This is a genomic window from Humibacter sp., assembly GCF_035547335.1.
Classification (GTDB): domain Bacteria; phylum Actinomycetota; class Actinomycetes; order Actinomycetales; family Microbacteriaceae; genus Humibacter.
Genome location: NZ_DASZVF010000009.1, coordinates 138,253 through 164,730, shown reverse-complemented (window position 1 = coordinate 164,730; position 26,478 = coordinate 138,253). Strand labels below are relative to the sequence as shown.

At 68.5% G+C, this 26,478-nt stretch carries 23 protein-coding genes; 11 read left to right on the top strand and 12 right to left on the bottom strand.

Going from position 1 to position 26,478, the window contains the following annotated elements:
- The first annotated feature begins 99 nt into the window (after nt 1-99).
- Genes VHB92_RS02775 through hpaD form a run of 3 tightly spaced genes read left to right on the top strand, consistent with a single transcriptional unit; the run spans nt 100 to nt 3,569 of the window.
- Nucleotides 100-798: a GntR family transcriptional regulator gene (locus VHB92_RS02775; RefSeq protein ID WP_325451138.1), complete on the top strand. Its 699-nt coding sequence runs from the start codon at nt 100-102 to the stop codon at nt 796-798.
- Nucleotides 795-2,354 carry a 5-carboxymethyl-2-hydroxymuconate semialdehyde dehydrogenase gene (gene hpaE / locus VHB92_RS02770; RefSeq protein WP_325451136.1) on the top strand — a complete coding sequence of 520 codons (1,560 nt, stop codon included), beginning with the start codon at nt 795-797 and terminating at the stop codon, nt 2,352-2,354. Before VHB92_RS02775 ends, hpaE begins: the two co-directional genes overlap by 4 nt.
- A gap of 48 nt (nt 2,355-2,402) precedes the next feature.
- Nucleotides 2,403-3,569 (top strand): 3,4-dihydroxyphenylacetate 2,3-dioxygenase, encoded by a 1,167-nt coding sequence (gene hpaD, locus VHB92_RS02765; protein ID WP_325451134.1) that lies wholly within the window; start codon nt 2,403-2,405, stop codon nt 3,567-3,569.
- Nucleotides 3,570-3,657: 88 nt separating this feature from the next.
- Here hpaD and VHB92_RS02760 read toward each other — a convergent pair whose 3' ends face one another.
- Genes VHB92_RS02760 through hemE form a run of 5 tightly spaced genes read right to left on the bottom strand, consistent with a single transcriptional unit; the run spans nt 3,658 to nt 7,653 of the window.
- Entirely contained in the window at nt 3,658-3,930 is a 273-nt protein-coding gene (locus tag VHB92_RS02760; RefSeq protein WP_325451132.1) for a DUF3618 domain-containing protein, read from the bottom strand.
- A complete protein-coding gene (locus VHB92_RS02755) occupies nt 3,920-4,381 on the bottom strand; it encodes a phage holin family protein (RefSeq protein WP_325451130.1) in 462 nt (153 codons plus the stop codon). The genes VHB92_RS02760 and VHB92_RS02755 overlap by 11 nt, the downstream gene beginning before the upstream one ends.
- The gene (locus VHB92_RS02750; RefSeq protein WP_325451127.1) at nt 4,381-4,773 is read right to left on the bottom strand and encodes a YtxH domain-containing protein; all 393 of its coding nucleotides are present in this window, start codon (nt 4,771-4,773) and stop codon (nt 4,381-4,383) included. Before VHB92_RS02750 ends, VHB92_RS02755 begins: the two co-directional genes overlap by 1 nt.
- A 34-nt stretch (nt 4,774-4,807) precedes the next feature.
- A complete protein-coding gene (locus tag VHB92_RS02745) occupies nt 4,808-6,472 on the bottom strand; it encodes a protoporphyrinogen/coproporphyrinogen oxidase (protein WP_325451125.1) in 1,665 nt (554 codons plus the stop codon).
- Nucleotides 6,469-7,653, bottom strand: a complete 1,185-nt coding sequence (hemE, locus tag VHB92_RS02740; protein WP_414653050.1) for a uroporphyrinogen decarboxylase — start codon at nt 7,651-7,653, stop codon at nt 6,469-6,471. The genes VHB92_RS02745 and hemE overlap by 4 nt, the downstream gene beginning before the upstream one ends.
- A 99-nt stretch (nt 7,654-7,752) precedes the next feature.
- Between hemE and VHB92_RS02735 the strand changes: the two genes are divergently transcribed.
- The 4 genes from VHB92_RS02735 (at nt 7,753) to VHB92_RS02720 (ending at nt 11,850) form a co-directional block, all read left to right on the top strand.
- Nucleotides 7,753-9,039: a glutamyl-tRNA reductase gene (locus VHB92_RS02735; protein WP_325451123.1), complete on the top strand. Its 1,287-nt coding sequence runs from the start codon at nt 7,753-7,755 to the stop codon at nt 9,037-9,039.
- A 90-nt stretch (nt 9,040-9,129) separates the two neighbouring features.
- Nucleotides 9,130-9,759 carry a GNAT family protein gene (locus VHB92_RS02730; RefSeq protein ID WP_325451121.1) on the top strand — a complete coding sequence of 210 codons (630 nt, stop codon included), beginning with the start codon at nt 9,130-9,132 and terminating at the stop codon, nt 9,757-9,759.
- A 112-nt stretch (nt 9,760-9,871) separates the two neighbouring features.
- Complete coding sequence (locus VHB92_RS02725) at nt 9,872-10,579, top strand: DUF4232 domain-containing protein (RefSeq protein ID WP_325451119.1); 708 nt, start codon at nt 9,872-9,874, stop codon at nt 10,577-10,579.
- 200 nt (nt 10,580-10,779) lie between these two features.
- Entirely contained in the window at nt 10,780-11,850 is a 1,071-nt protein-coding gene (locus VHB92_RS02720; RefSeq protein ID WP_325451117.1) for an NAD-dependent epimerase/dehydratase family protein, read from the top strand.
- Between the two features lie 119 nt (nt 11,851-11,969).
- Here the strand turns inward: VHB92_RS02720 and VHB92_RS02715 are convergent, their stop codons facing one another.
- The 7 genes from VHB92_RS02715 to VHB92_RS02685 form a co-directional block, all read right to left on the bottom strand.
- A complete protein-coding gene (locus VHB92_RS02715; RefSeq protein ID WP_414653055.1) occupies nt 11,970-12,677 on the bottom strand; it encodes an ABC transporter ATP-binding protein in 708 nt (235 codons plus the stop codon).
- Nucleotides 12,670-13,704 (bottom strand): ABC transporter ATP-binding protein, encoded by a 1,035-nt coding sequence (locus tag VHB92_RS02710; RefSeq protein WP_325451113.1) that lies wholly within the window; start codon nt 13,702-13,704, stop codon nt 12,670-12,672. The genes VHB92_RS02715 and VHB92_RS02710 overlap by 8 nt, the downstream gene beginning before the upstream one ends.
- A 5-nt stretch (nt 13,705-13,709) precedes the next feature.
- On the bottom strand, nt 13,710-14,966 hold the full coding sequence (locus VHB92_RS02705) for a branched-chain amino acid ABC transporter permease (RefSeq protein WP_325451111.1): 1,257 nt from the start codon (nt 14,964-14,966) through the stop codon (nt 13,710-13,712).
- Nucleotides 14,963-15,991: a branched-chain amino acid ABC transporter permease gene (locus VHB92_RS02700; protein ID WP_325451109.1), complete on the bottom strand. Its 1,029-nt coding sequence runs from the start codon at nt 15,989-15,991 to the stop codon at nt 14,963-14,965. The genes VHB92_RS02705 and VHB92_RS02700 overlap by 4 nt, the downstream gene beginning before the upstream one ends.
- 128 nt (nt 15,992-16,119) lie before the next feature.
- Complete coding sequence (locus VHB92_RS02695; RefSeq protein WP_325451107.1) at nt 16,120-17,340, bottom strand: branched-chain amino acid ABC transporter substrate-binding protein; 1,221 nt, start codon at nt 17,338-17,340, stop codon at nt 16,120-16,122.
- A gap of 221 nt (nt 17,341-17,561) precedes the next feature.
- Nucleotides 17,562-18,470, bottom strand: a complete 909-nt coding sequence (locus VHB92_RS02690; RefSeq protein ID WP_325451105.1) for a serine hydrolase — start codon at nt 18,468-18,470, stop codon at nt 17,562-17,564.
- A gap of 108 nt (nt 18,471-18,578) precedes the next feature.
- Nucleotides 18,579-20,585: a M13 family metallopeptidase gene (locus tag VHB92_RS02685; protein WP_325451103.1), complete on the bottom strand. Its 2,007-nt coding sequence runs from the start codon at nt 20,583-20,585 to the stop codon at nt 18,579-18,581.
- Nucleotides 20,586-20,927: 342 nt separating this feature from the next.
- Here VHB92_RS02685 and VHB92_RS02680 point away from each other — a divergent pair, with 342 nt between their 5' ends.
- From VHB92_RS02680 to VHB92_RS02665, 4 genes are all read left to right on the top strand, one after another.
- Complete coding sequence (locus tag VHB92_RS02680; protein ID WP_325451101.1) at nt 20,928-22,583, top strand: ABC transporter substrate-binding protein; 1,656 nt, start codon at nt 20,928-20,930, stop codon at nt 22,581-22,583.
- A gap of 190 nt (nt 22,584-22,773) precedes the next feature.
- Nucleotides 22,774-24,546 carry an ABC transporter ATP-binding protein gene (locus VHB92_RS02675; protein ID WP_325451099.1) on the top strand — a complete coding sequence of 591 codons (1,773 nt, stop codon included), beginning with the start codon at nt 22,774-22,776 and terminating at the stop codon, nt 24,544-24,546.
- Nucleotides 24,543-25,478, top strand: coding sequence for an ABC transporter permease (locus VHB92_RS02670; RefSeq protein ID WP_325451097.1), 936 nt, complete (start codon nt 24,543-24,545; stop codon nt 25,476-25,478). The genes VHB92_RS02675 and VHB92_RS02670 overlap by 4 nt, the downstream gene beginning before the upstream one ends.
- Nucleotides 25,475-26,473, top strand: coding sequence for an ABC transporter permease (locus tag VHB92_RS02665; RefSeq protein WP_325451095.1), 999 nt, complete (start codon nt 25,475-25,477; stop codon nt 26,471-26,473). The genes VHB92_RS02670 and VHB92_RS02665 overlap by 4 nt, the downstream gene beginning before the upstream one ends.
- Nucleotides 26,474-26,478 lie beyond the last annotated feature (5 nt).

Here is a 26,478-nt window from a genome sequence, read left to right as displayed (position 1 = left end):
GGACAGCGCCGTGCCCGCCGTGGCGCCGGCATCCGCCGACCGCGGCCTTGCGCCCGGCACGGCACCAGGCCGGCCGCCGGCCGAAGGAGAGGCTGAGCGATGACCGATGCAGTTCAGGACCCTGTGCTGGCCACAGGCAGCAAGTCGCAGCTGGCCTATTCGTACCTGCGCGAGCGCATCGTCGATCACCGCTACACGCCGGGCTACCGACTGGTGCTCGGGACCATCGCCGACGACCTCGGAATGAGCGTGGTCCCGGTGCGCGAGGCCATCCGCCGGCTCGAGGCCGAAGGCTTCGTGACGTTCGAGCACAACGTGGGAGCGAGGGTGGCCCTGGCCGACGAGACCGAGTACACGTACGCGATGCAGACGCTCGGGCTCGTCGAGGGCGCGGCGACGGCACTCTCCGCTCCCCTCGTCACCGATGCCGACCTGGATCGCGCGCTGGAGATCAACGAGCGCATGCGGCGGATGCTCGACGACCTCGATCCGCACGAGTTCACGCGCCTCAACGAGCAGTTCCATTCCGTGCTGTTCGAGCCGTGTCCCAACCCGCACATCCTCGAGCTCGTGCACCGGGGATGGGGCCGCCTCCGCGGTGTTCGCGACTCCACGTTCTCCTTCGTGCCGCAGCGCGCACGCCACTCGGTCGAGGAGCACGAGCAGATCGTGCAGCTCATCAGGGACGGCGGCGAGGCCCTCGACATCGAGCTCACCGCACGCAACCATCGCTGGCGCACGCTGGATGCCTTCCTCGCGGCGCGCCACCCCGACGCCCACCGATCGGAGAGCCCATGACCGACACCAGGGAACCAGAAGAACGTCGCATACCGAGCGACCTGCCCGGCCGCATCCGGCACTACATCGACGGCGAGTTCGTGGACTCCGCCGACGGCGACACCTTCGAGGTGCTCGACCCGGTCACGAACGAGACGTACGTGCGGGCGGCTTCGGGCAAGAAGGCCGACATCGACCGCGCGGTCTCCGCAGCGCGCCGAGCCTTCACGGAGGGACCTTGGCCGCGGATGCTCCCCCGCGAGCGCTCGAGGGTGCTGCACCGCATCGCGGACATCGTGGAGTCGAGGGACGCCCGGCTCGCCGAGCTCGAGACGTTCGACACGGGCCTGCCGATCACGCAGGCGCTCGGGCAGGCGCGGCGCGCGGCCGAGAACTTCCGGTTCTTCGCCGACCTGATCGTGGCGCAGGCGGACGACGCGTTCAAGGTGCCTGGGCGCCAGATGAACTACGTGAATCGCAAGCCCATCGGCGTCGCCGGGCTCATCACGCCGTGGAACACGCCGTTCATGCTCGAGTCCTGGAAGCTCGGCCCCGCGCTCGCGACCGGCAACACCGTCGTGCTGAAGCCCGCCGAGTTCACGCCGCTGTCGGCATCGTTGTGGGCCGGCATCTTCGAGGAGGCGGGGCTGCCGCGCGGCGTGTTCAACCTGGTGAACGGACTCGGTGAGGATGCCGGCGACGCGCTCGTCAGACATCCGCACGTGCCCCTCATCTCGTTCACCGGCGAGAGCAGCACCGGCCAGCTGATCTTCGCCAACGCGGCACCGTTCCTCAAGGGACTCTCCATGGAGCTGGGCGGCAAGAGCCCGGCCGTGGTGTTCGCGGATGCCGACCTCGGCGCCGCCATCGACGCCACGATCTTCGGCGTGTTCTCGCTCAACGGCGAGCGCTGCACGGCGGGCTCGCGCATCCTCGTCGAGCGCGCCGTCTACGACGAGTTCGTGGAGCGCTATGCGGAGCAGGCGAAACGGGTGGTCGTCGGGTACCCGCACGACCCGGCCACTGAGGTGGGCGCGCTCGTGCACCCCGAGCACTTCGCCAAGGTGATGAGCTATGTCGAGCTCGGGAAGTCCGAAGGGCGGCTCGTCGCGGGCGGCGGGCGCCCGGCGGGCTTCCCGGACGGCAACTTCGTGGCGCCCACCGTCTTCGCCGATGTGAAGCCGGATGCCCGCATCTTCCAGGAGGAGATCTTCGGCCCCGTCGTCGCCATCACCCCGTTCGACACCGAAGAGGAGGCGCTGGCGCTGGCCAACGGCGTCAGGTACGGCCTGGCGGCGTACGTGTGGACCAACGACCTGAAGCGAGCCCACAACTTCTCGCAGTCGATCGAAGCCGGCATGGTGTGGCTCAACTCGAACAACGTGCGCGACCTGCGCACGCCGTTCGGCGGCGTGAAGGCATCCGGTCTCGGTCACGAAGGCGGATACCGCTCCATCGACTTCTACACCGACCAGCAGGCGGTGCACATCACGCTCGGCCCCACGCCGAACCCCACGTTCGGCAAGGCGCCGGAGCACCACATCGCGTCGTCCCTCGACGACCCGGACCCGCGATGAGCCCCACCCCCCGCCGCACCCCACCGCCCGTCAAGCAAGGACGCTGACATGACCGACCGCAAAGACATGACGCTGACCTCCTCGGGCTTCTACGTCTCGCAAGAGGCACCGATCGAGTGCGACGATCCGGTGCCCACCCCGTCGGTTCCGGCACCGGACATCCTGCGCTGCGCCTACATGGAACTCGTCGTCTCCGACCTGCAACGCTCTCGCGACTTCTACGTCGACGTGCTCGGGCTCACCGTGACGGAGGAGGACGAGAGCTGCGTCTATCTGCGCTCACTCGAGGAGTTCATCCACCACAACCTGGTGCTGCGCCAGGGCGACGTGCCTGCCGTCGCGGCGTTCTCGTACCGGGTGCGCACCCCAGACGACCTCGACAAGGCCGTGGCGTTCTACACCGAACTCGGATGCCGCGTCGAACGGCGTGCAGACGGCTTCACGAAGGGAGTGGGCGACTCGGTGCGAGTCGTGGATCCGCTCGGCTTCCCGTACGAGTTCTTCCACGACGTGCAGCACGTCGAGCGCCTCGCGTGGCGCTACGACCTCTACACGCCGGGGGCGCTCGTGCGCCTCGACCACTTCAACCAGGTCACACCCGACGTGCCCCGTGCCACGAAGTTCATGCAGGATCTCGGCTTCCGCGTGACCGAAGACATCCAAGACGAGCAGGGCGTCGTCTACGCCGCATGGATGCGCCGCAAACCCACCGTGCACGACACGGCCATGACGGGCGGCGACGGCCCCCGGATGCATCACATGGCGTTCTCGACGCACGAGAAGCACAACATCCTCGCCATCTGCGACAAGCTCGGTGCTCTGCGCCGGTCGGATGCCATCGAACGCGGCCCCGGCAGGCACGGCGTCTCGAACGCGTTCTACCTCTACCTGCGCGACCCTGACGGCCATCGCGTGGAGATCTACACGCAGGACTACTACACGGGCGACCCCGACAACCCCGTCGTCACGTGGGACGTGCACGACAACCAGCGACGCGACTGGTGGGGCAACCCGGTGGTGCCGTCGTGGTACACGGATGCCTCGCTCGTGCTCGACCTCGACGGCATCCCCCAACCCGTCGTCGCGCGCACCGAAGCGTCGGAGCTGAGCGTCACGATCGGCGCGGACGGCTTCTCGTACACCCGCGAAAGCGACGGGGAGGAGTCGATGCCCCAGTGGAAGCAAGGGGAGTACAAGCTCGGGCATCAGTTGTAGGGGCCGGGTTGGGGGCGCTTTGGGGGTGACCCCAAAGCCTTGAACCCCGCCCGAGTCGTACGGGAGGGGAAAGGAGAGCGAGCGGGGGCTACCTTGCGCGGAAGGACCGCACCACCAGCCATACGACTCCGGTGAGCGCGGCTGCGGCGACGCCAGCCACAGCGGCGAGGCCTGCGGGGTTTTCGCGCGCTGCTGTGCGGATGCGCTTGGGCAGGTTCAGCTTGTCCTGCAGCGCATCCAGAGTGGCGGCGAGCTCCGCTCGGGCCGCAGCAACGTCGGCCGCGGGGTTCGACTCCTCCTTGCCCCTCTCGGCGTCTCGGCGTGCACCCGGAGAGACGTTGCCGCTCGACTCAGTGGTCATAGTCGCCCAACCCCTTCACCGCGTTGACGTCCTGCTTCACGCTCGCGATTGTCTCGGTCGGCGCCGGCGGCATGCCGCGCTTCAACACCGTGAGACCCACGAACCCGATGATGCCGGCCAGCACGAGCAGTCCGGCCGCCACGATCAGCGCCGCCAGCCATCCGGGAAGCACGACGGCGATACCGAGCACGGCCGCCGCCACGAGCGTGCCGAGCATGAAGAACAGCAGCGCACCGGCCACCACGAACATGCCGATGCCGAGGCCGAGGTTGATCGCCTTGCGCACCAGCTCGGCCTTGAGCTGCGAGAGCTCGGCCTTGAGCAGCGCCACGACGAGCCCAGGCAGGTCGCGCAGAAGCTGGAGCAAGGAGCGCTTGTCGCGCACGCTCGGTGTGAGGGGCGCAGCGCCGCCCGACGCACGCGTACTCGAGGTCCGAGTGCTGTCGGACATCAGGACGCCTGCCCGCCCGATCCCGCGGAACGGCGCGAGCCGTTCGACTTCGCTCCGCCGGCGGACGCGCCCGAGCCACTCGACCGCGAACGACCGGATGCCGAGGTGGAGCTCCCCGCGTCCGCTTTGTCAGCTTCGTTCGCCGCGGACGGGCTCGCGGAGCCCTTCGACTTGGTCACGGCTCGCTTGATGTTTTCGGTGACCATGCCGCCGAGGTCGCCGATGCGATCGGCGGTGAAGTCCTGCACGGTGTGCACCTGCTTCTGCACGGCAGGCGAGTCCCACACCTTCAGCCAGGCGGACTTGATCTGCTCGTACCTCTGTCGTCCTGCACGGGTGCCGAGTACATACCCAGCCCCGAGTCCGACGACGAAGAGAACCTTGCCTTTCATCGTGCCCCCGCCCCTGCAGCGTTCGACCGCAGTGTCATTCCTTGTCGGTCAGCGTGTTCCAGCGTAGTGCGCGGATGCGTTCTGCCGCCTTGCCGGCATCCGGCACGACGGAAGCGAGCCCGGTTCCTGCCAGCCAGGAGCCGGTCACTTCGAGTCCTTCCACCTTCTGGACCCCGTCGCGCACGCGTTCGATGCGCTCCCGCTGCCCTTGTGCGGCAACGGGCGGGACGTTGGTCCAGCGCACCACATCCAATCCGACGACACTAGATTCCGCTATCGGAATATTCAAGAGGGTTGACGCGTCGGCGATGACGCGCAAGCGGATCTCCGCGTCGCTCGCTCCGGCCAGTGGACTGGGCGCACCGGCCCTGCCGTACGAGAGCCGGAGCACGTGTCTGCCAGCGGGAAGCTGCCGCGCCACCCACTCCCACTTCGCGGTCACGTGTGTCAACGCCTTCGCCGCCACCTCGGTCTGAGGCACGGTTTCGGCCACCAGCATCCCGGTGCCGCGAGGCGCCGCGTCGAGGCGCTCGTCGTCGACGACGATGGTCACGATGTCGACGTCGGACGACTCGGGCCAGCCGAGCTCCTGCACCGTCGAGAGACTCTCGGATGCCTGCGCCAGCAATGGCAACGCCGTCTCGGCCGGCGCGGCCAGCAGCACGGCATCCGCCTCGATCGCCTCGCCGTCGTCGAGCATCACTCGCCAGCGTCCCGGACGCTCGGCCTTCGGATGCCCGTCGGCGCGCTCGCCCCGCACTCCAGCTGTGCCCCGGGCTCCGGCCGCGTCTCGGGCGCCCGCGCCACCATCGCCGTTCGCGCGCGCGTGCTGCCCATCGTCGAACACCTCGTCGACGGAGGTCGCCAGCGCGCGGGTGGCATCGGGCTCGGCCGAAGCGCGCTCGGCATCGACCAGAGCGACGACGCGCGCTCCGGTGCGGATGCCAGCGCCGCGCGTCGTCGCATCCGATGCCAGCACGTCGATCAGCCTGGCCATGCCGCCGATCAGTCCACCGACGGCGGACCCGGGCTTCGCCGAGGCTCGCAGATCGGCAACGCCGCCGGAGAGCGAGCCGGTGCGCGTGATCGCCCTGCTGAGCCCCGGCGCCGCCACGGCGACGTCGAGGTCGTACGGTGACGCGGAGTACACGCCGGTGGTCACGGGCGCCACGAGGTTGTCCAGCACGGCGGCGCCCATGCGGCGACGCACGAGGCGTCCGAGGTTGCGCTCGTCCCCGATCTTCAGCACGGGCATCAGACGGTCCAGGTATGCGCGGAACGCCCCGCCCCAGCCGATCGCGGCGATGACGTCGGTGGCCAGCGGTGAGCTCGGGATGCCGAGCAGTCCCGCCTTGGGAGTCGGCACCGCCCGCCCGGGCAGCTGCAGCCAGGCACCGGCCGCGAGCGGTGTCACGACGTCGTCGCCGAGACCCAGCTCGTCGAGCAGCGCGGCGACGTGTCCGCCGCGCGTGGCGAAGCTCTCCGCACCGGCATCCAGCTGGATGCCCGCCACCTCGTGCCGGGCGACGCTCCCGCCCAAGTGCTCGCGTGCCTCGATCACCGTGACGTCGAACCCCGGCCTGGCGAGCTCGCGCGCAGCGACGAGGCCCGCGGCACCGCCTCCGATCACGACCACACGCGTCGGTTCGTCGGCGATGGCGCGCCGGAACGCCTTGCGCTCCGCCTCGCTCAGGCTCATTCGCGCACTCCGTGCACGAATTCCACGATGCGGGTCAGCACCGTGGGATCGGTGTCCGGCGGGACACCGTGGCCCAGGTTCACGACGTGCGACGGCGCGCTGCGACCTCGCTCGATCACGTCGCGCACGTGCGCCTCGATGACCGGCCACGGGGCGCCGAGGTATGCGGGATCGATGTTGCCCTGGAGCGGAACGATGTTCCCCAGCCGTCTGCTCGCCTCGTCGAGCGGCACCCGGTAGTCGACGCCCACCACGTCGGTGCCGACGTCGTACATGGCCTTCAGGAGCTCGCTCGTCCCCACGCCGAAGTGCACGATCGGCACGTTCCGCAGCGCAGGCGTCGCGGACACCGTGTCGGTCTCTTCGGGAACCGGGTAGGCGAGGTCGCGCACGTAGGAGAGCGCCCTCGTGGATGCCGGGGCGACGTGCCGCGTGTAGTCCTCAAGAGAGAGCGCGCCGGCCCACGAGTCGAACAGCTGGGCGGCGCTCGCACCCGCGAGCACCTGTGCCCGCAGGAACGTCCCGGTGATGTCGGCGGCCCAGTGCATCAGGGCGTGCCAGGCATCCGGGTCGGCGTGCATGAGCGTGCGCGCCCTGATGTGGTCCTTCGACGGACCGCCCTCGACGAGGTACGCCGCGAGCGTGAAGGGAGCGCCGGCGAAACCGATCAGAGGCACATGCCCCAGCTCGGCGAGGCCGGCCACCGTCTGCCGCACGCCCTCGGCGACCGGCGCGAGCGCATCCGGATCCAACGTCGGCAGCGCGGCGACCTCCGCTGCCGTGCGAACGGGGGCGCCGAGCACGGGGCCCTTGCCCGGCACGATGTCGATGTCGACTCCGGCGAGCTTCAACGGAACGACGATGTCGCTGAAGAAGATCGCGGCATCCACGCGGTGCCTGCGCACGGGCTGCAGCGTGATCTCGCTCGCGAGCGCGGGGTCGAGGCAGGCATCCAGCATGCTCGTTCCGATGCGCAGGTCGCGGTACTCGGGCAGCGATCGACCGGCCTGGCGCATGAACCAGACCGGCAGTGCGGCGGGGCGCGTGCCGGAATACGCCGTGATCAGTGGCGACCTCGAGGTGAGGCCCGCGACAAGCGGATGCTCGGATGCGAGGCCCTGCCCGCGCTCCGTTCGGTGCTGGGCGGGGGCGAGCGGCGCTGCCGGTTCGGGTGATGTCACGCGCTCGATTGTCCCACCCGGGGCTGAACGCCCGCCCGCGCCGGGTCACCGCAACGGCGCGGCGCAGACGCACAGACACAGCGGCGTACCATCGAACGCGTGCTTCTCTGCTTCACCGCGAGCCACCGCACGGCCGACTTCGAACTGCTCGAGCGGCTCGAACGGCGCGCGGGTGACGTCGACGCGGCACTGCGAGCGCGCACGGATGCCTTCGCGGGGTCCGTCGTGCTGGCCACCTGCAACCGTTTCGAGGCCTACCTCGACGTGACGGATGCCGCCCGCGCGGATGCCGCCGACCTCGCTCTCGCCATCGTGAGCGACGCCACGGGCGTCGCCCCCCACGAACTGCGGGCCTCGACGGCCGTCGTGCACGACCACGCCGTCGCCGACCACCTGTTCTCGGTGGCGAGCGGTCTGGAGTCGCTCGTGGTCGGGGAAGGCGAGATCGCTGGCCAGGTGCGCAGGGCACTCGAGTCCGCCAGGGCTCATCGCAGCGCGACGAGCGACCTCGAGCGGCTGTTCCAGACGGCATCCAGGGTCTCCCGGGAGGTCAAGAACGGCACCAAGGTCGGCTCCGCTGGCCGCTCCATCGTGCGGCTCGCGCTCGAGCTCGCGGCCAGCCGCATCGCGGACTGGTCGACGGCGAGCATCCTGCTCGTCGGGACGGGCAACTACGCGGCTGCGAGCCTGAAGGCGCTTCGCGACAGAGGCGCCGAGAACGTGCGGGTGTGGTCGCGCACGGGTCGCGCCCAGGCATTCGCCTTGAAGCACGATATCGAGGCGGTCGCTCGCGACGGTCTCGTCGAGGCGGTCGCGAGCTCGGATCTCGTGGTCACGTGCAGTGTCGCTCCCACCGTGCTGCTCGACAGGCGACTGGTGGAGCAGGCGAGCCTGCTTCCGGATGCCGTCGTGCACCGCCTCGTGATCGACCTCGGACTGCCCAGGAACGTCGACCGCGACGTCGCGTGGGTGACCGGAACCGAGCTGCTCGATCTGGAGACGATAGGCCTGCACGCACCGCTGGAGGACTTCACCGCGACCGAGCGCGCTCGGTCGATCGTGGGGGATGCCGCGGCCGAGTTCGCGGCGAAGGGCGACGAGCGCGCGGCGGAGCCTGCGCTCGTGGCGCTGCGCACCCACGTGTTCGGCGTGCTCGAGGCGGAGCTCGAGCGGGCGAGGCGCCGCGGAGATTCCAGCGAGCAGACCGAGGCCGCACTGCGTCATCTCGTCGGAGTGCTTCTGCACACGCCGTCTTCGCGCGCCCGAGAGCTGTCGAGGGAGGGCGAGGCCGACGCGTTCGTCGCCGGCGTGAACGCCGTCTTCGGGCTCGATTCGGAAGCGGCGCGAAGCCTGCGTATCGTTGCTGACGAGGGCCGGGCATCCTGATCGACCGCAGAGGCGCGTGGCGGGCGTCGCGACTGCGCGGCCGGCAGTGCGCCACACCGAGGTGGCCCAGTGCACGAGGGACGGAGCAACATGACTTCTGAGACGACGACCGGTTTCGGCTTGCTGGCGCTGCCCTTCGAAACCCGCGAGATCGCGACGGAGCGGCTGCGGCTGCGGCCGCTGACGAAGGCCGATCTCGCGCATCGCAGCGAGAACTACCAGAAGCGCAAAGACGTGGTGCGTTACCTGCGCTGGGAGGCGCACGACCACGACGAGCCGGCGGAGAACCTCGAGAAGAGGATCGCCCTTGAGCGTCTCGCGCGCGACGGCGACGGCCTCATCTTCGCCGTCGAGCTGTGCGCGACCGACGGCTCGACCGACCACCGGGTGATCGGCGACATCAGCCTGTCGGTGAAGAGCACGCGCGACGCCCAGGTCGAGATCGGCTGGGTCTTCCACCCCGCCGTGCATGGCCGTGGCTTCGCCACGGAGGCCGCGACGGCCCTGCTCGCCGTGGCGTTCCACGAGCTCCGCGCCCACCGGGTGTACGCGGAGCTGGACGCCGCGAACGAGGCATCCGCGCGCCTGTGCGAGATCCTCGGGATGCGGAGAGAGGCACTCCTGCGCGAGCGCGATCACGTCGACGGCGAGTGGCACGACGTGGCGATCTTCGGCCTGCTCGCCGACGAGTTCGAGGCGGCTCAGACCGCCGCGAAGTAGCCTCCGACGCGACGCGGACCGGCGACACCCGGGCCCGCGACACACGGCGAGGTATGCGCTGACTCGCGTCCGCTTGCGCCGCTGAGAGCCCGTTCCGGTGCACGATGGGTGGATGAGCGATCAGCAGGGTTTCCCCGAGCCGTTCGGCGAGAGCGGAGGAGCAGGTGCGGCCGGTGGTCCGGAGGGGCCGGAACGCCGTGGCATGAGGGGCCGCACGATCGCCATCATCGTGCTGGCGGCCGTTGTCGTCGTGCTCATCGTGGTGGTCGCCTCGCTCGTCTTCGCGCGCGGCACCAAGGTGAGTCCCACGGCGACGCCGATCACGACACCGACCACGCCCAGCCCCACGCCGACCAGGACGAGCACGCCGACGCCCACGCAGTCCGGCGGCACGGCGACGTGCTCCGTGAACGCGTTGTCGGTCACGCTCGGATCGTTCAGCGGTGCGGCGGGGAGCACCTACGTGCCGATCCTGTTCAAGAACACGTCATCGAAGCCCTGCGAGCTGCACGGGTTCCCCGGTGTGTCCTTCGTGGGCAAGGGCAACGGCACCCAGCTGGGCGCGGCCGCCGACTGGGATCAGTCCCAGCCGATCGTGCAGAACACGCTGCAACCCGGATCCACGGTCGCCGCCAAGCTGCGCATCGCTCAGGCCGGCAACTACGACTCGGGCCAGTGCCAGCCCCTGGTCGCAGACGGCCTGCGCGTGTATCCGCCGCACTCCACGAAGTCCGTGTTCGTGCAGGCAGCCAACCTCACGGCGTGCCAGAACGACGCGGTGCACCTGCTCACAGTCATCTCGCCGGTGGCGCCCCAGTGATCCGTTAGTGCAGTGATCCGTTAGTGCAGTGATCCGATAGCGGCGGTGACCGCATTGCCGTAGTGATCCGATTGGGCAGTGACGGACGACTCGGCGCTGCCGGTGCGGGAACGGACGCGTTCGCGCAGAACGCGCCGGGGACATCCACGCATTCCCCGATCGACGGCGACAGGGCGCCGATCGCGGCATAGCGTAGACGCATGGCGGGCAGGGGCAGGGCGGCCTTCATCATCGGCGGGACCGGACAGATCGGAACCGCTGCTGCGCGACATCTGGCAGCGCACGGCTGGTCCGTGATGGCCGCGCACCGCGGTGCCCACGAAGGCGACCCGGCCCTGCACGACCTGGATGTCACGAGGGTGCGTCTCGACAGGGACGACACCGAGGCGCTCCTGGCGCTGGCCGAAGGCCACGACCTGGTGCTCGACACCGTCGCCTTCGAACCGAAGCACGCCCAGCAGCTGGCGCAGCTGGCCGGTCTGGTGGGATCCGTCGTCGTCATCTCCACCGGAGGCGTGTATCAGGATGCCCAGGGCCGCAACCTCGACACCGCGATGGGCGCGGATTCCTTCCCCGTCTTCCCCGACCCCATCGACGAATCCCAGCCGACCATCGCGGATGGCGCGCCCACGTACGGCGTACTGAAGGCGCGTCTGGAGCGCGAGCTTCTGGATGCCGACGAGCTGCCGGTGAGCATCCTGCGGCCGGGCGCCGTGCACGGTCCGTTCAGCGAGGCGCTGCGCGAGTGGTACTTCGTGAAACGCGTGCGCGACCGCCGCACGCACGCCGTGCTGGCCTACGGCGGGGCGAGCAGGTTCAGCCCGACCTCGACGGCCGCCATCGCCGAGCTCACGAGACTGTGTGCTCAGTCGCCGGCGAAGCGCGTGCTCAATGTCGCCGACGACGATGTGACCGTGAGCGACATCGCTTCGGCCGTGTTCGACGCGATGGGCCGCAGCATCGAGCTCGTGCCGGTCGACGGGGCTCCCGCCCGCGGAGTCGGGAGCACGCCGTGGTCGACGCCGCATCCCGTGGTGCTGAGCACGCGTCGCGCTCGGGACGAGCTCGGCTTCGAGCCGCCCAAGCCGTATCGCGACGCCGTGCGAGAAGACATCGAGTGGATCGTCGACGTCGTGCAGGGCGCCAGAAGACGCCAGGTGTCGTGGCGCACGCTCTTTCCGCACCTGGTGCACCGCTACGGGGCGGATGCCTGGTTCGACTACGACGCAGAAGACGAGCTGCTCGAGACGGCCGGCGTCGCCGCGGGGTGAGCGCGTCGGGTTTCGACAGGCTCAACCCGCGGTCGGCAGCCGGGCCGGTTTCGACAGGCTCAACCCGCCGTCGGACACCGCATGGTTTCGACGAGCTCAGCCCACGGTGGGCCGCGGCGTCAGGCGACGCCGAGGTACGCCTCCTTGATGGCCGGGTTCGTGAGCAGCTCCCTGCCCGTCCCGCTGTGCGTGATCGTGCCGGTCTCCAGCACGAAGGCGCGATGCGCGCGGGCGAGAGCCTGGTTGGCGTTCTGCTCGACCAGCAGGATGGTCGTCCCCTGCTCGTTGATCTCGGTGATGATGCGGAAGATCTGCTTGATGAACTGCGGCGCGAGTCCCATCGACGGCTCGTCGAGCAGGAGCAGGCGCGGCCTGCCCATCAGCGCGCGGCCGATGGCGAGCATCTGCTGCTCGCCGCCCGACATGGTGCCGCCGACCTGCGTCTTGCGTTCCTCCAGCCGAGGGAAGAGTGTGAAGACGCGCTCCAGATCCTCTTTGACGCCCGTTCGGTCCTTGCGCCCGTACGTGCCCATGTCGAGGTTCTCGAGCACCGTCATCCCGGGGAAGATGCCGCGGCCCTCTGGCGCCTGCGAGATCCCCATGCCGACGCGGATGTGCGCCTTCGTCTTCGTGATGTCCTGGCCGTCGAACTTGATCGAGCCCCTGGTGAGGTTCAGCAGCCCGGAGATCGACTTCATGGTCGTGGTCTTGCCCGCGCCGTTCGCGCCGATGAGCGAGACGATCTCGCCCTCCTCGACCGTGAACGACAGTCCGTGCAGCGCCTCGATGCGGCCGTAGCCGACCACGACCTCGTCGAGTTCAAGCAGCGTCGTCATCGGGCTCTCCCAGGTAGGCGGAGATCACGCGAGGGTCGTTGCGCACCTCGGCGGGCGATCCGTCCGCGATCTTCTTTCCGAACTCCAGCACGACGATGCGGTCGCACACACCCATGACCAGCTTCATGTCGTGCTCGATGAGCAGCACGGTGTAGCCGTCGGCCCTGATCGTGCGGATCAGGTCCATGAGCTGTTCCTTCTCCGCAGGATTGAAGCCGGCCGCCGGCTCGTCCAGGCAGAGCACCTTCGGGTCGGTGGCGAGCGCGCGAGCGATCTCCAGTCGGCGCTGGCTGCCGTACGGCAGGTGCCGGGACAGCGTGTCGGCGGCATCCGCGATTCCGACGAACTCGAGCAGGGCGAGGCCGCGCTCGATCGACGACTTCTCTTCGCGGTAGTGCCTCGGGCTGCGCACGAGGGCGCCGGGAACGCTCGTGCGGTGCCGGGCATCCAGCCCCACCACGACGTTCTCGAGCGCCGTCATCTCGCCGAAGAGGCGGATGTTCTGGAACGTGCGGGCGAGGCCGGCCCTCGTGATCTTGTGCTGCTTCTTGCCCTTGATCGACGTGCCCTCCATGAGCACGTCGCCGCTCGTCGGCTTGTAGACACCGGTCATTGCGTTGAACGCCGTGGTCTTGCCCGCGCCGTTCGGGCCGATCAGTCCGAGGATCTCGCCCCTGTTGATGTGGAACGTCACGTCGTCGAGCGCCGTCAGGCCCCCGAACTTGACGGTGACGGCCTTCACCTCCACGATCTTCTCGCCGACGGCCACGGCGATGTCGCGCTCGGATGCCGCCGCCTCGGCGAGCTCCTCGTCGACACCGGCCTCGGCCAGGGTCGCGGCGAGCTCTGCCGCATCGGGCACGTCGGCGTCTGCCTCGGGCGACGGGTCGGGGCCGATGTCCGTCAGGTCGGCGTCCTCGGGTCCCGCATTGGGGACCGGCTCGGGGATGGCGCCCAGATTCGGGTCGTTCTCGACGGGGATGCGCTCGGGGCGCTCGTCGCGGGGGTCGTCGCTCATGTCGCTCATTCGTCACCACCGTCCCTTGCATCTGTCGGCACGACGCCCGTGACGGGCGCGTCGGCCGGTCGCGCGCGCCAGACCGACGCGGACTCCGCCGCGTGGCTGGATCCCCCGCGCACCGCCTGCAGCTCCTTGACCTTGTCGCCGATCAGACGCGAATACGTCAGAAGGTGCGACTTCGCGGCCACCAGGCCCTGCGGACGGAAGATCATCATGATGATCAGCAGCACGCCGAAGATCAGGTACTTCCAGTCGGCGATGGCCGTGAAGCGGAGCGGGATGTAGGCGACGATCGCGCCACCCAGGATGGCGCCCACCTTGTTGCCCGACCCGCCGAGCACGACGGCGGCGACGAACAGGATCGAGGTCGCGACGTCGAACTTCTGGTTGTTCACGAAGCTGACCTGGCCGGCGAACAGCGCTCCGGAGAGGCCGCCGATGCCCGCGCCGATCGCGAACGCCCACAGCTTGAACTTGAACGTGGGAACGCCCATGATCTCGGCGGCATCCTCGTCTTCGCGGATAGCGATCCAGGAGCGGCCGACGCGGCTGCGCTCGAGGTTGCCCACCAGGATCAGGATCACGATGATCACGGTCACGGCGAGCCAGTACCACGGCGTGCCGTTGGAGGCCGAGAAGATCGGATGCCCTTCGGCGTTCGTCCCCGGCGGATGCCCGACCTCCTGGAACCCGACCTGCCCGCGAGCCGCCGGGATGATCGTGGCCAGAATGCGGATGATCTCGCCGAACCCGAGCGTCACGATGGCCAGGTAGTCGCCGCGCAGTCGCAGCGTGGGAAGGCCGAGCGCCACGCCGAACACCATGGCGATGCCGATGGCGAGCGGCAGCGTCCACAGGTACGGGATGTGGATGAGGGACGAGTCCGGCGACGTGAAGAACGCCGCGGTGTACGACCCGATCGCGAAGAACGCGATGTATCCGAGGTCGAGCAGGCCGGCGAATCCGATCACCACGTTCAGGCCGACCGCCACGAGCGCGTAGACGGCCATCTGGAAGCACGAGATGGGGAAGTCGTTGCCCGGCTCGGTCGTGATCAGCCACGGGTTGGCGACGGGCAGGTAGTAGACCGCCGCCGCCACGATGATGAGGAAGAGCCACTGCTGCCAGCGCGCCATGCGGTTCCACCGCCTGCGCCAGCCGCCGAGGAACCGCTTGCGGCCTCCGAACGACTCATCAGCGTCGATCTTCTGGGTCGTGCGTGCCGACGGCATCGGGGTGCCGCCTCCGATGGCGCTCATGCGCGGCTCCTTCCGAGGGACTGCCCGAGCAGGCCGGACGGTCTCACGAGCAGCACCAGCACGAGCACGATGAACGCGACCACGTCGGTCCACTGCGAATCGCCGAGCAGCAGCTGTCCGTAGTTGCCGATGATGCCGATCAGCAGACCACCGAGCAGGGCACCGCGGACGTTGCCAATGCCACCGAGCACGGCGGCCGCGAAGGCCTTGATGCCCAGCACGAATCCGCCGTTGTAGATGACACCGCTCGGTACCTTCATGACGTAGAACAGTGCTGCGGCACCGGCCAGGATGCCGCCGATCACGAACGTCGTGACGATGATGCGGTCCTTGTTCACGCCCATGAGCGTCGCCGTGTCGGGGTCCTGCGCCACGGCGCGGATGCCACGTCCGACCCGGGAGCGCCGGATGTACTGATCTGTCGCCACCATCATGACGATGGCGGCGATGATGATCGTGAGCTGCTGGCTGTCGATGATCGCGCCGAACACCTGGAAGATCGGCGTCGGGATGAACATCGTCACCGCTGGCTCCGCGTTCGATCCGCGCACCAGGAAGATCAGGTACTGGATGGCGAAGGATGCGCCGATGGCCGTGATGAGGAACGCGAGCCTGGATGCCCCGCGCCGCCGCAGCGGCCGGTAGGCCACGCGTTCCACGATGAACGCGGTGACGACCGAGAACACCATGCCGACGATCATGGCCAAGAGCAGGTTGCCGATGATGGCCCAGATGGACAGGTTCGGCGGGTTGGGACCGAAGCCCAGGGTGGACAGCGTGGCCACCACGCCGTAGCACCCCATGATGAAGACCTCGGAGTGCGCGAAGTTGATGAGGTTCAGAACGCCGTAGACGAGCGTGTAGCCCAACGCGACGAGCGCGTAGATGGCGCCGAACGTGAGTCCGTCGAACGTGGCGGGCCAGAAGTTCTGTACGAGTGAGTTGACGTCGAAGTTGATCCAGCTGTTGTCGGCGTGGACGGATGCCGGCAGGGCCGCCGACAGATTCAGGAGCGTATCGAGCATGTGGTTCTTCCGGTGCAATGCCGAGGCCCGACCACATCGTCGGGTTTCGGCTGGTTCGGGTCAAGCATGACCGCGCCGCGGGGCAGGTAGAGCGATGCCCCACGGCGCGGCCCGATATCTCGCTTGGACTAGCCGATCTTTCCGACCGACACGATCTTGCCGTTGTCGACCTTGTAGCCGTACACCGTCGACTGCGCGAGCTCACCTGTGGAATCCCACTTGTAGTGCTTGCTCAGGCCGTCCGCGTCGTAGCTCTTGACCCAGTCCTTGAGCTTGGCCCGGTCGGTGTTGCCCTTGTCGATGCCCGCGAGCAGGATCGTCGCCGAGTCGTAACCCTCGATCGAGTACGTTCCGGGAGCGGCGTTGAAGGCGGACTGGTACTGGTCGGAGAACGTCTTGATCAGTTCACCCGGGAGGCAGGGGCAGGTGAAGTACGCGTTGTTGGACGCGCTGCCGGCCAGCTTGATGAACTGGTCGTCCTTCACACCGTCGGGGCCGATGAACAGGCCCTTGTAGCCCTTGTTCACGAGCTGCTGGTCGAACGGAGCACCCTCGGCGTAGTAGCCCGAGTAGTACACGGCATCCGGCTTCGCGTTGATGATCTTGCTGACCGTAGCGGAGAAGTCCTTCTGGCCGGTCGTCACCTTGTCGGTGCCTGCGAGCTTCGAACCCAGCGCCTTCTGCACGGCGGTGGAAAGGCCGATGCCGTAGTCGGAGTCATCCTGAACCACGTAGACCTTCTTGGCCTCGAGCTTGCCGGTCGCGAACTTCGCGGCGGCGGGGCCCTGAACGTTGTCATTGCCCAGGGCGCGGAAGAAGGTCGTCCATCCGTTCTGAGTCAGGCCGGGGTTCGTCGCCGATGCAGTGATGTGCACGAGTCCGGCCTGCTCGAAGATGCCGCCCGTCGCCTTGGACTCGCCGGAGAACGGCAGTCCGACGACACCGATGATGTCGGACTCGTTCACGGCCTGCGTGACCACGCCTGGGGCCTTGCCGGGGTCGCCCTCGGTGTCGAACTTCTTGAACTGCACCTGGCAGCCGGGGTTGGCCTTGTTGTGCTGGTCGACGGCCAGCTGAACGCCGTTGTAGATGTTGATGCCGAGCTGTGCGTTGGGGCCGGTCTCCGCGCCGATGTAGGCGAGGGTGAGGCCGCTGTCGCACTTGGCCTTGCCGTCGCCGGCCGGCAGAACCGCGTCTTTCGGCACGTCGATCGACGTTTGAACGGGCAGGTCGATCTTGCTCGAGCTGGACGTCGAGCCTCCCGTCGACGACTGATTCACACAGCCGGCGGTCAGGAGCGCGATCGCTGCTGCCGCGGCCAGCGCTCCTATGATCCTCTTGGTTGCCATGGAGGTTGCCTTTCAGGTCCTGTGCAGGGGGCGTGTCGGACCCCGCGTTGCACGGTTGCAATGTCCTGAACCGTAGACGAGTGATGAGACGTGCCGCAACGCAATCGGCACGCATTGTGCCAAATCTTTACAAATGCGCCACATGCGCTGCCTGCCAGACTTCGGCGAGATTCCGCCAATCTCGACGGCATCCGGCCGCGTTCGGGCCGGCCGAGGAATCCTCAGTGCACGTACTCGAGCAGGTCGCGTCCGACGGCCCTCATGCCGTCGAGCACACCGAGCCGCGCAGACAGATCGGAGTCGTCGAAAGCGGTCGAGACCACGTACGCGACGCCCGCTCTCGGTCCCCTCAGCACACCGACCTCGCTGCGCACCCCGGTGTCCGACCCGGTCTTGTTCATCAGCAGCAGCCCGTGGTCGGGTCCGCGATGCGCAAGCGGGTCGAGACCGAACGCGCCCGCGACCATCGACAGGTCGTGGTTGAGCGAGAGCCAGCCCACGACGCGCTTGCTCGTGCTCGCGTCCACGGCCTCGCCTCTCGCGAGCGCCGCGAACAGCCAGGTGAGCTCCTTGGCGCTGCCGACGGAGAGCTGTGGAGCGTCATCCGGTCCGCGGTGGTCGCGCACCAGGTCGAGCATGGCCGTCTGGTGCAGACCGAGCTGCTCGGTGCGCATCCGTACCGCGTCGAGGCCCACCCGGCGCAGCAGCACGTTGGTGGCCAGGTTGTCGCTCGTCGCGCCGACGAGAGCGGCAAGGTCGGCGAGCGGAAGCGATGGCACGACGAGGTGCTGCCAGATGCCCGCCTCGCCGACGGCGTCGCTCTGCAGACGATCGACGAGGCTCAACGCGCTCGTGTCGCGGGACTCGAGCCGCGCGGCCACCTCGACGAGCAGGAGCACCTTGCCGATCGACGCGGTCGGCATGACGACGTGGTCGTCGACGGAGAACAGCACGGCGCCCGTCGCGAGGTCGATGGCGCGCGCCGACACCTGCACGCCGGCGAGCGCGAGCTCGCCGAGGGCGGCGAAACCGCGGCTGAAGCTGTCTCCCGGCTCGCGTCCGCGGTGTTTGCCGCGACGTCCGCCCGCGTGTCGAGCTCGGCGTTCTGAGCCTTGCACGGGGGCGCTCACGGTCGGGTTGATCCTCGAAGCTTCATGCTGGGATGACGCCGCGTCCCCCGGCGCGGCATTCGGGCGTGACTCCATCAAACCATGCTCGAAGAGCGGCTTGCGATCCGATCACCAGATGCGGACGCGCTGCTCGGGATCGAGCCACGCGGCATCCGTCTTCTGCACGTCGAACGCGTCGTAGAACGCGTCGATGTTGCGCACGATCTGGTTGCACCTGAACTCGTTCGGAGCGTGCGGATCGATCGCGAGCAGCCGGATGACCTCCTCGTCGCGCGCCTTCTGCTGCCAGGCCTGGGCCCAGGAGAGGAAGAATCGCTCGGCGCCCGTGAACCCGTCGATGACGGGCGGCTCCTTGCCGTCGAGCGAGAGCAGATACGCCTTCCACGCGATGCCGAGACCGCCGAGATCGCCGATGTTCTCGCCGATCGTCAGCGCGCCGTTGACGTGGTGATCCGGCACCTGCGCGGGCACCAGCGCGTCGTACTGCGCGATCAGCGCGTGGGTGCGCTTCTCGAACGCCTTGCGGTCGGCGTTCGTCCACCAGTCCTCGAGCTTGCCGTCGCCGTCGAACTTCGAGCCCTGGTCGTCGAAGCCGTGGCCGATCTCGTGGCCGATCACCGCGCCGATCGCGCCGTAGTTGGCCGCGTCATCCCTGTCCGGGTCGAAGAACGGGAACTGCAGGATGGCGGCAGGGAACACGATCTCGTTGAAGCCCGGGTTGTAGTACGCGTTGATCGTCTGCGGCGTCATGAACCACTCGTCGCGATCGATCGGCTTGCCGATCTTGCCGAGTTCCCGATGGAACTCGAACTCCGCCGAACGCCGCACGTTGCCGATCAGGTCGGTGGGATCGATGAGCAGGTTCGAGTAGTCGCGCCACTTGACCGGGTACCCGATCTTCGGCGTGAACTTCGCGAGCTTGTCGAGCGCCCGGTTGCGCGTCTGCTCCCCCATCCATTCCAGGGTGCGGATGGAGTGCTCGTATGCCGTGGTGAGGTTGCCGACGAGGATGTCCATGCGCCGCTTGGACTCCGGCGGGAAGTGCTCCTCCACGTAGACGCGGCCGACGGCTTCGCCCATGGCGCCCTCGACGAGCGAGACGCCGCGCTTCCACCGCTCCCGGATCTGGGGGGTGCCGGTGAGGGTGCGCCCGTAGAAGTCGAAGTTCTCGTTGACGAAGTCGCCGCTCAGGTAGGGGGCCGCGTCGTGCAGCACCTTCCAGCTCAGCCAGTCTCGCCACTGCGAGAGCCGTTCCTCGGTGAGCAACGGCGCGAGTCCGGCGGTGAAGCTCGGCTGCCGCAGCACGACCTCGTCGAACGCGCCATCCGGCGCTCCGAGCGCCTTCAGCCAGACGCCGAGGTCGACGCCGTCGGCAAGCGACGCGGCATCCGCCCACGTGTACAGGTTGTACGTCTTCTCGCTGTCGCGGCTGGCGACGTTGTCCCAGTGCTGCTTCGCGATCGCGGTCTCGAGGTCGAACACGTTCTGGGCGCGGTGGGGCGCATCCTGCGACCCAGCCAGCTCGAACATGCGCTGGACGTGCGCCAGGTACGCGGAGCGGATCGAGGCGAAACGCTCCTCTCGGTAGTAGCTCTCGTCGGGCAGCGAGATTCCGCCTTGCTCGACGAACACCAGGTAGCGCTCCGGATTGCCTGGGTCGTTGTCGACGAAGAGCTGGTAGAAGCCGCTCAGGCCGCTCTTCTCCAGCCGCCCGATGGTCTCGAGCAGCGTGTCGACGGAATCCACGTTGCCGGCCAGCGCCAAGCGGGAGATCACGGGCTCGACCCCGAGCTTCTCGATCAGCTCGGTGTTCATGAAGCTGGCGAACAGGTCGCCGAACTTGCGCGCCTCGGTGCCCTCCTCGGCGTCCTGGGCAGCCGCGATGATGTCCCGCACGGCCTGCTCCGACTTCTCGGCCAGGATCATGAACGATCCCCACCTGGCCTTGTCGTCGGGGATCTGCGTGCGAGCGATCCACTTGCCGTTCACGTGCCGGAACAGGTCGTCCTGAGGTCTGGTGCCTGCATCCAGCTCGTCGACCAGGATTCCCGAGGCGAGTTCGGATGCCTCGCCGGCCGCCGCATTCTCGGCCGGTTTCCGCGCAGCGTCAGTCATGCGCCCCAGCCTAGGGCGCGAGGCTCTGCGGCTTCTATGGGCGACCCGAGAACCGGCGAGGACCGCCGGTCGGCCCGCCGCACGACGCTGCCGTCCCAGCCGCCCCTCGTGCGGATGACCGAGAATGGTGACCGGCGTCGACCGGAAGACGCGCAAATGCGCGCGATCCGGGAAGTTCCGCACCGAGACGTGCGTTCACATGATTCGACAGCCGCCGGGCAGGGAACAAGAGTGGAAACAGCTCGCCCCCCGGCAGGCGATCCCGCCGTGAACGCTCACGCCCGCGGGCGCCGGCGAACGACGCCCTGGCACCACCACGAAACGAAAGAGGCCATCGCAAGTATGAGACACCTGAAGGGCGCGGTCGCCGTAGCGGCCGCCGCAGCGCTCTTGCTCACCGGATGCACGGCATCCGGCTCCAAGAGCAGCGGTTCGGATTCGGGCGGAACGCTCACGATCCTCACGCAGGCGACCCAGATCAACCTCGACCCGGCGAAGAGCCAGAACCTGGCGATCACCACGCTCGGTCTCGTCGAGCGCCGTCTCACCACGTGGGACATCGAGCCCGGCAAGCCGGCCAAGGTGGTTCCCGACCTCGCCACCAACACGGGCGTCGCCTCGGACGGCGGCAAGACCTGGACCTACACGCTGAAGAGCGGTCTCAAGTTCTCGGATGGCTCGCCCATCACGTCCCAGGACATCAAGTACGGCGTCGAGCGCTCGTTCGCGCCCGAGCTCTCCGGCGGCCTGAGCTACCACAAGTCGCTGCTCGTGGGCGGCTCGGACTACAAGGGTCCGTACACCGGAGGCGACCTGGCCTCGATCCAGACCCCGGACTCGAAGACCATCGTCTTCCACCTCAACTCGTCGTACGGCGACTGGCCGTGGATCGCGTCGATGCCGGCGTTCGCTCCCGTTCCCAAGACGAAGGACGACCCGAAGACGTACGGCGAGAAGCCCGTCGCATCCGGGCCCTACCAGGTGCAGTCGAACAAGAACGGCACCCAGCTCACGCTCGTGCGCAACAAGTACTGGAGCGCGAAGACGGATCGCGTGCGCTCCGGCGGACCCGACGAGATCGTGTTCAAGGAGAGCCAGGACGTGGCGACCAGCGCGCAGAGCCTGATCTCCGACGTGGGCAGCGCGAAGACCTCCTTCATGGCCGACTACCTGGGGGCCGCCCAGCTGTCGCTCGTGAACAAGAACCCGGACGCCAAGAAGCGCCTCGTCACCTCGCAGGCCGGACCGATCAACTACCTCGCGATGAACACCCAGCGAGGCGCGCTGACCGACCTCAAGGTGCGCCAGGCGATCGAGTACGCCGTCGACCCGAAGGCGTACATCATCGCCCAGGGCGGCAGCCAGGCTGCGCTGCGCGCGACCACGCTCATCACGCCGGGCATCCCGGGTCGCGTGAACTACGACCTCTACCCGTCCGGCGCAGACGGCAACGTCGCGAAGGCGAAAGAGCTGCTCAAGGAGGCCGGCCACACGAGCGGTCTGAACCTCACGCTCTGGGCTGCCAACGACACGTCGAGCCAGGCGCAGGCGCAGGCCCTGCAGCAGGGTCTGCAGCGCGCCGGCATCACGGTCACCATCAAGCCGATGGACGACCTCACGATGTACACCGAGGCGACGACGGATGCCAACCCCGACTACGACCTGATCCTGGGCGGATGGCAGCCCGACTTCCCCAGCGCGAACGGCAACATCCAGCCGCTGTTCGCGTCGAGCCAGATCGGCGGCGGCGGATACAACCTGTCGCGCTACTCGAACCCCGAGGTCGACTCTCTCATCGCCCAGGCAACCGGAGAGGTGAACGCGAAGAAGGCGGAGTCGCTGTGGGCCCAGGCCGACAAGCGCATCATGCAGGACGCCCCCGTGGTGCCGCTGACGTACTCGAAGCAGTCGTTCCTGCGCGGCGGCAACGTGCAGAACTTCTTCGTCGCGTCGTTCCCCGCGTACCCGAACTACCTCAAGGTCACGCTGAGCAAGTGACGGCGCGCAGGTCACGCTGAGCACGTGACGCAAGGCCCATCACCGTTGCGGAGCGCGGCGGTGATGGGCCGGCGTGCGGGCTTCATCGGAACGCTCCTCTCGCGAATCAGCTCCACCGCGCCGGGCACCCATCACGACCCTCGGCGGTCACCCCTCAGCAGTGACCCCTCATCAGTGACACAGTGATCCAGTGACTCTTCTGCACGACGGAGACGTCTTTGCGGTGGACGGGCTCTCCGTCTCGTTCACCGACCACGACGACGGCGCCGACGCCGCGCGCACGGTCGTCGACGGCGTGAACTTCGCACTCCAGGCCGGCCGGGTGCTCGCGCTCGTCGGCGAATCCGGCTCCGGCAAGTCGGTCACGGCGATGTCGGCACTGGGGCTGCTGCCGCCGAACGCGACGGCGACCGGCAGCATCCGTCTGCAGGGCGAGGAGCTGATCGGAGCGGATGCCGGCACGCTGCGGCGCGTCAGGGGCGGCGGCATCGGCACGATCTTCCAGGAGCCGATGAGCGCGTTCAACCCGATGTACCGCATCGGGTGGCAGATCGCGGAGGCCATCCGCGTGCACAACGGACGCCTGGCACGCAGCGAGCTCCGCGCGAGGATCACGGAGCTGCTGCTCTCGGTCGGCATCGTCGATCCGCACCGCATAGCCCGCTCCTATCCTCATCAGCTCTCCGGCGGGCAGCTGCAGCGCGCGATGATCGCGATGGCCATCTCGTGCGAGCCGGTCGCCCTCATCGCCGACGAGCCGACGACAGCACTGGATGTGACGGTGCAGGCGGGCATCCTCGAGCTCATCCGCTCGCTGCGCGACACGGCAGGCACCGCCGTGCTGCTCATCACGCACGACATGGGCGTGGTGGCCGACCTCGCGGACGATGTGGTCGTGATGCGAGCGGGAGAGGTGGTCGAGCGGGCGGACGTGCGCACCGTGTTCGAGCATCCGCAGGCGGAGTACACGCGCGAACTGCTGAACGCCGTTCCCCGGCTGGCGCCGCTGCGCGTCGAGACGGCCGGCACGGCCGAGGAGATCGGGGGTGCGGTCGTCGGTGATGCCGGGGTAGGCCGGCTCTCGTCGGCGGGCTCGGTGACGGCCGTCGCACCGCCGGCCGCAGCCGACGAGTCGACAGCTCCTGCCCCCGTCGTCGACGTGCGCAACGCCGTCGTGACGTACGCCGGAGCCTGGGGGCGACCGCCGCTGCGCGCCGTCGACGACGTGAGCCTCAGCATCCCGGCCGGCATGACGCTCGGGCTCGTGGGCGAATCGGGATCGGGCAAGTCGACGCTCGGCCGCGCGCTCGCCGGTCTCGTGACCCTGAGCTCGGGGTCGGTCTCGGTGTCGGGCACCGAACTGGCGACGACGTCGCACCGGAAGCTGCGAGACGTGCGGCGCGACGTCGGGTTCGTGTTCCAGGACCCGGCCTCGTCGCTCAATCCGCGGTACACGGTGGGACAGGCGATCGCTGAGCCTCTGCGGCTGCACACGAAGCAGGATCCCGCAGAGCGCCGCACGCGCGTCGCGAACCTGCTCGAGGCGGTGCGGCTGCCCCAGGGCTACGGCTCGCGCTACCCGCACGAGCTCTCCGGCGGGCAGCGCCAGCGCGTCGCCATCGCCCGTGCCGTCGCACTCGGACCGTCGCTGCTCATCGCGGACGAGCCCACGAGCGCCCTGGACGTCTCGGTGCAGGCGCGCATCCTCGAACTGCTCGCCGAGCTGCGCGATCGCTTGGGGTTCGCGTGCCTGTTCATCAGCCACGACCTGGCGGTCGTGCAGGAGCTCGCCGATCGGGTCGCCGTCATGCGGGCCGGCCGGCTGGAGGAGAGCGGACCGACCCAGCAGGTGCTGACCGCACCCACTCGGCCGTACACGTTGCGGCTGCTGGCCGCAGCGCCGGTCGCGGATCCCGTCGAGCAGCGACGACGCCGCGAGGCGTGGCTGGAGGTGGAGCGATGACCACGGCGAACACCGTGGAAGGCGAGGCCGTCGCCTCACGCAAGACCGGCATCCGGCACGTCGTGCAGAGCATCCGCCGCGACCCGTGGGCCACAGCAGGCGTCGTCACGATCGTCGTCTTCGTGCTCGTCGGCATCTTCGCGCCGCTGATCACCGGGATCAACGGGCAGAACCCGTACACCTATCACCTGTCGCTGCTCGACGACTCCGGAGCCCCGAAGGGCGCCGCGGGCGGCGTGAGCCTGTCGCACTGGTTCGGGGTCGAGCCGCTCACCGGCCGCGACCTGTTCTCGATCGTCGTCTACGGCGCGCGCACGTCGCTGCTCGTCGGAGTGAGCGCGACGGTCGTGTCCGTGCTGATCGGTGTGCTGGTCGGGCTCACGACCGGGTTCTTCGGAGGCTGGTACGACCGCATCCTCAGCCGCGTGGTCGACGTGATGTTCGGCTTCCCCGTGCTCGTGTTCATCATCGCGCTCACCGCGATCGTGCCGAGCTCGTTCCCGCGGCCGCTGTTCATGATCCTCGTGATCGGGTTCTTCGGATGGCCGCCCATCTCGCGCGTCATCCGCGGACAGGTGATCTCGCTGCGCGAGCGCACGTTCGTGGTGGCCTCCACGGCGATGGGAGCCGGGCCCTGGCGGGTGGCGCTGATGCAGGTGCTGCCCAACGTGACGGCGACGATCATCGTGTACACGACCATCCTGGTTCCGAGCATGATCGGATTCGAGGCTGCCCTGTCGTTCCTCGGTGTCGGCGTGCCACCGCCAACTCCCTCGCTCGGCCGCACCATCGGCGACGCTGTCGGGTGGGTGCAGACCGATCCGATGTACCTGGTGTTCCCCGGCGCCGCGCTGTTCCTGATCACGCTCGCGTTCAACGTGGTCGGCGACGGCCTGCGCGACGCCCTCGACCCGAGAGCAGGTCGCCGATGACGATGTTCCGCTTCATCCTGCTGCGCATCGCGGGCATGCTCATCGTGCTGTTCGTCATCGCGGCCATCACGTACGCCGTGTTCTACCTGCTGCCCGCGAATCCCGCTCAGCTGAGCTGCGGCAAGCCCTGCACGCCCGACAACCTCGAGCGCGCGAAGGAGTTCATGGGCACCAACCTGCCCTGGTGGCAGCAGCTCTGGGACTTCTTGGCCGGCATCGTCGTCGGTCGCACGTTCGGCTCCGGCGAGGCCGCAGTCGTCTGCGCCGCCCCGTGCTTCGGATACTCGTTCCAGCAGAACGCGAGCGTTACAGACCTGATCCTGTCGCGGTTCCCGGTCACGGCATCCATCGCGGTGGGCGCCGCCATCCTGTGGCTCATCATCGGCGTGGTCGGCGGCGTGATCTCCGCGCTCAAGCGTGGGACGGTCATCGACCGCAGTGTGATGACGCTGGCCATCGCGGGCGTCTCGGCCCCGAGCTACCTCGTGGGGCTGCTGGCCATCCTGCTGTTCGGCTTCACGTTGCAGTGGCTGCCGACGGGCGGCTACATCCCGTTCACGCAGGATCCGCTGCAGTGGTTCCTGCACCTGCTGCTGCCGTGGTTCACGCTCGCGTTCATCTCGGCCGCGATCTACGCCAGGCTCACCCGCGGCCAGATGATCGAGGCGATGGGCGAGGACTACATCCGCACCGCGCGCGCCAAGGGACTGCGTGAACCCCGGGTGGTGATCAGGCACGGGTTGCGCAACGCGCTCATCCCGGTCGTCACCATCTTCGGCCTCGACCTCGGCGCGCTGCTCGGCGGAGCCGTGATCGCGGAGAAGGTGTTCTCCATGCAGGGGCTCGGAGCGCTGCTCATCGACGCCGTGCACCAGCTCGACCTTCAGCTCGTCGTCGGCTTCACCCTGTTCGCCGCGTTCCTGATCGTGGTGGCGAACTTCGTGGTCGACCTGATCTACGGGTTCATCGACCCCAGAGTGAAGGCCGGCGTCTGACGCGT

Excerpts from the sequence above, each read along its gene's own strand:
- VHB92_RS02775 (WP_325451138.1), top strand. The coding sequence starts at position 100 with ATGACCGATGCAGTTCAGGACCCTGTGCTGGCCACAGGCAGCAAGTCG.
- hpaE (WP_325451136.1), top strand. The coding sequence starts at position 795 with ATGACCGACACCAGGGAACCAGAAGAACGTCGCATACCGAGCGACCTG.
- hpaD (WP_325451134.1), top strand. The coding sequence starts at position 2,403 with ATGACCGACCGCAAAGACATGACGCTGACCTCCTCGGGCTTCTACGTC.
- VHB92_RS02760 (WP_325451132.1), bottom strand. The coding sequence starts at position 3,930 with ATGACCACTGAGTCGAGCGGCAACGTCTCTCCGGGTGCACGCCGAGAC.
- VHB92_RS02755 (WP_325451130.1), bottom strand. The coding sequence starts at position 4,381 with ATGTCCGACAGCACTCGGACCTCGAGTACGCGTGCGTCGGGCGGCGCT.
- VHB92_RS02750 (WP_325451127.1), bottom strand. The coding sequence starts at position 4,773 with ATGAAAGGCAAGGTTCTCTTCGTCGTCGGACTCGGGGCTGGGTATGTA.
- VHB92_RS02745 (WP_325451125.1), bottom strand. The coding sequence starts at position 6,472 with ATGAGCCTGAGCGAGGCGGAGCGCAAGGCGTTCCGGCGCGCCATCGCC.
- VHB92_RS02730 (WP_325451121.1), top strand. The coding sequence starts at position 9,130 with ATGACTTCTGAGACGACGACCGGTTTCGGCTTGCTGGCGCTGCCCTTC.
- VHB92_RS02725 (WP_325451119.1), top strand. The coding sequence starts at position 9,872 with ATGAGCGATCAGCAGGGTTTCCCCGAGCCGTTCGGCGAGAGCGGAGGA.
- VHB92_RS02720 (WP_325451117.1), top strand. The coding sequence starts at position 10,780 with ATGGCGGGCAGGGGCAGGGCGGCCTTCATCATCGGCGGGACCGGACAG.
- VHB92_RS02710 (WP_325451113.1), bottom strand. The coding sequence starts at position 13,704 with ATGAGCGACGACCCCCGCGACGAGCGCCCCGAGCGCATCCCCGTCGAG.
- VHB92_RS02705 (WP_325451111.1), bottom strand. The coding sequence starts at position 14,966 with ATGAGCGCCATCGGAGGCGGCACCCCGATGCCGTCGGCACGCACGACC.
- VHB92_RS02700 (WP_325451109.1), bottom strand. The coding sequence starts at position 15,991 with ATGCTCGATACGCTCCTGAATCTGTCGGCGGCCCTGCCGGCATCCGTC.
- VHB92_RS02695 (WP_325451107.1), bottom strand. The coding sequence starts at position 17,340 with ATGGCAACCAAGAGGATCATAGGAGCGCTGGCCGCGGCAGCAGCGATC.
- VHB92_RS02685 (WP_325451103.1), bottom strand. The coding sequence starts at position 20,585 with ATGACTGACGCTGCGCGGAAACCGGCCGAGAATGCGGCGGCCGGCGAG.
- VHB92_RS02680 (WP_325451101.1), top strand. The coding sequence starts at position 20,928 with ATGAGACACCTGAAGGGCGCGGTCGCCGTAGCGGCCGCCGCAGCGCTC.
- VHB92_RS02670 (WP_325451097.1), top strand. The coding sequence starts at position 24,543 with ATGACCACGGCGAACACCGTGGAAGGCGAGGCCGTCGCCTCACGCAAG.
- VHB92_RS02665 (WP_325451095.1), top strand. The coding sequence starts at position 25,475 with ATGACGATGTTCCGCTTCATCCTGCTGCGCATCGCGGGCATGCTCATC.